We start from the raw sequence: 3,537 nt of genomic DNA, 5'->3' as shown, positions 1-3,537 counted from the left end.
ACGAGGATATCGTCGATCACTGCTGCTACGCCTGGAACAAGCTCATCGACCAGCCATGGCGCATTATGTCCATCGGCATCCGTGACTGGGCCTATCGGTTCTGATCAACGAGACTTGGTATTAGCTCTCAGAATCCCTATGTGCCGCAAATCAAGCGCTATTTGTATCACAATTTTCATCCCCCGATCGCAGAGATCTTGCGGAAAGACCCAATGTTTTCGGGCGCACCCTTCAGGACATAAACTGCGGCTACAAAATGCCGCCGGCGGCCGTTTCAACTGCAACCAAAATCCTGGATGTAGCTCGGAGGAACAACCGTCGTGGGGTTCCGTGTTTCGCCAGTCCTTGGCGCTGACGGATCCCACGTGAAAACGAAATCGTTCAAGCGTATTCCAGCTATGTTAAATAGATCACGCTTTCGACCATAGCGAAATCCAAATAACTCGTAGCCGTTAACAACGCCACGATACGAGATTTGAATGTCAGCTCCGTCTCGAATAGGAAATATAAAGTGCTTAGAACAAATTGACCCATTATTGCGACTAAAAGCGCTAATCAATAACATATCTTTGTCTCGCCCTAAGCGTATTGCTACACTGCTAGATCCACGAACAACATCATTATTCTGTATTATTGCCCCTGCTTGGTGTTGACTAATATCAACTGGGCGCAGTGGATGGCCGTCTACAACATAACGCACGGACTGAGAATCTGCGCTTACAGAAAATTCAACTGGCGCTTGATTTAGCGGTTGCGGGGCATTTGGGTCCCGCTGCTGAGAAGCGCTGGTAAGGAGGCCCTTAAAAAACTCGCTATTTGGATCCAGCCGCCCAAACAAATTTGCGACGTTGAAGCTACCGTTGGTCGGCTCATCGAAGCCACGAACATGAATACCGATGAAGCGGTTACCCGCGCGATCTTCAAAAACGGGAGCTCCGGAGCTTCCTGGAAGCGTATCACAGCGATGCCTCAGTTCGATGCCGCTAATTGGATTTGGCGAAATAGCGCGGCAAAACCGTCGAGTCACACGCATCGGCTTGCCAAGAGGATGATGAATAACTAGCAGCTCACCACCGGGGCTAGGCTCCCCTGTCGCTGGCGAAAGAGCGACATATTTCTTACTGGGATCGCCCTCGATTTTTACAATGGCCACATCGTTACCAATAAAATCAGGAGGCATTGTAACTTTAAAATCCTCTCCTTCTCCGATCGGCTCGCCATAGAATCCAAATCTGACACGAGCATTAGTAATGTTTAAAGCCTTGCCATTATCGTCTTTAAAACAATGCTCCGCAGTTATTACGCGATCTTGATTCACAAGAGTTGCCGTGCAAATTTCCACCCACTCACTTTCGGCGCCATTCCGTACTAGCAAATCAAGCCGCGCGATTGAACGGGACAATTTCCGTATGACATGATCTTGCGTGAAAGTTCCTACCAATTCAAAATTATCAGCTCGCTGATTGAATAAACTCTCGAATTTACTGGGCGACGCCGATTGCGGAAAGTCCAGATAGGCGCGCCCAAACTGATTTCCGGGAAAGTGAAAATCCCCTGCATATGCTCCATCTACTAGGCCAATCGATGCAATCATGCCAACAAAGAATAAGCGCATGCTGACTCCGATCGTGGAATGACATTGACAGTAAGTTATAAACCTCGTCTTATAGTAGCGATATATTCAATTTTCAACCACTTCGCGACGAGGTCGCCATGGGCAAGAAAATATTAACGTCTGCATTGTTATTCTTATCAACAACAACGCAAATTCTCGCGCACGACCTACGTGGTATTGCGGGCCAATTGCAAAATATTACCGAATCCGAGCTAGATACTGTACGCCAGATAGAAAAAGATAGAGCTGAACTGATCGAACTCTATAAGAAATCACCGAATAAAAACCTGGAGACCGTCTTCCGAAAAGCTTTAGCGTGGAAAGTTGGCTCGACGATACCGGTTTGCTTCCTTGATGGGTCCTCCACAGGCAGAGCGAACGTCGCAGCGGTCGCGTCAGAATGGTCGATGTTCGCAAATATCAAATTTGACTTTGGTTCGGCTCCGAATTTCCGTACCTGCTCTACTACAAACCCTTCCAAAATCCGAGTCACTTTTAAATCAGATGGATGGTGGTCAGTGATAGGGAGCGCAGCAACGGCCGTCAAAAGCGGACCGACGATGGGTTTGGACGGGTTGGATAATTATCAACGTCGCGACCCATCGTTCCGCTTCTACGTGCTGCATGAATTTGGCCACGCTCTAGGCCTAGAGCATGAGCATCAAAGCCCGAACGTGCCATGCGAAATAGACTTCAAAGCTGCCGCCAGGCTTTTTGGCGGCGACGAAGACAAAGCCAAAACTAATATGTCAAGAATTAAGGACAGTAGAGCTTACATAACGTCTAATTATGATTTATCTTCGATAATGCATTACTCGGTTTCGCCCGATATTTTTTTCGGAAAGGAAGCATGCGTCACATCCAACAGAGGTATTTTGTCAGCTCAAGATAAAAAGGGGATCGCGGCAATTTACCCGAAGCAAGAGCTGAGCGAAGAAGCCCCGGTCGGGGGTGGTCCTGGAGCAGCTCTGCCTCAATCCCCCGCCGTAGAAAGAACGCTTGAACGCATTCGCATAATTGGCGCTGAAAAATAGTACCTAGAGCAGATTCACGGCTTTCCGATTCTGGTGGGATTCTCAAGCCGCGCGAACAGTGCGTTTCCTTCATCGTCGGACGATGGAGACCGAGATGGCGCGCGCCTACAGGCAGGACTTGCGTGAACGAGTGATCGCCTCGGCAGAGGCGGGGCTACCCGCCCGTCATGCCGCGGCGCGGTTCGGCGTCGGGATCGCGACGGCGATCGTCTGGGTGCGCCGGGCGCGGGAAACCGGGGAGCGCAAGGCGAGGCGACAGGGTCAGCCGCAGCACTCTAAGCTCGATCCACATGGGGCGTATCTGCAGGACCTGATCGACGCCGACTGCGACATCACGCTGGCCGAGATGCAGGCGAAGCTGCTGGAAGAGCATGGCCTGAAGGCGGCAATCGGCACGCTCTGGAAGTTCCTCGACCGGAGTGGCCTGACAGTCAAAAAATGACCGCGCACGCAGCCGAGCAAGACCGTCCCGACGCTCGCGTCAGGCGACATCGTCGTCATGGACAACCTGCCCGCCCATAAGGGCGAAGCCGTGCGCCAGGCTATCGAAGTGACAGGAGCCACGCTCGTGTTCCTGCCGCCCTACAGCCCCGACTTCAACCCGATTGAGAACGCCTTCGCCAAGCTCAAGGCGCTCCTGCGCAAATCCGCCAAGCGAACCGTCGAGGGCCTCTGGCAAGCGATCGGGACAATCGTCCAGGCCTTCACACCCCAAGAATGTCGAAACTACTTCAAGGCTGCAGGCTATGGGCCGGAATAACGTGAAAATGCTCTAGCAGGCTGCTGAAATTCCTGCTGCGTTTCCGCGAGTTTGGGTTGTGGGCGCGATTTTTTGACGGATATCGGCCGGTTTTGGGCTGTCCGGCGCAGGGGTTCTGGTCATATTGG

Annotated in this window: 2 protein-coding genes and 1 pseudogene; 2 read left to right on the top strand and 1 reads right to left on the bottom strand. The window is 51.7% G+C overall.

What is annotated here, in order from left to right:
- Positions 1-274: 274 nt before the first annotated feature.
- Entirely contained in the window at positions 275-1,615 is a 1,341-nt protein-coding gene (locus FG93_RS32165) for a serine protease (RefSeq protein ID WP_081882017.1), read from the bottom strand.
- 98 nt (positions 1,616-1,713) lie between these two features.
- Between FG93_RS32165 and FG93_RS32735 the strand changes: the two genes are divergently transcribed.
- Entirely contained in the window at positions 1,714-2,649 is a 936-nt protein-coding gene (locus tag FG93_RS32735; RefSeq protein WP_152579710.1) for a M12 family metallopeptidase, read from the top strand.
- A 94-nt stretch (positions 2,650-2,743) separates the two neighbouring features.
- Positions 2,744-3,409: pseudogene (locus FG93_RS32160) on the top strand (transposase).
- Positions 3,410-3,537: the final 128 nt, after the last annotated feature.

Origin of the sequence: Allobosea sp. LC85, assembly GCF_000735605.1 — a bacterium.
Taxonomy (GTDB): Bacteria; Pseudomonadota; Alphaproteobacteria; order Rhizobiales; family Beijerinckiaceae; genus Allobosea.
This window is presented reverse-complemented; position numbering and strand designations above follow the sequence as displayed.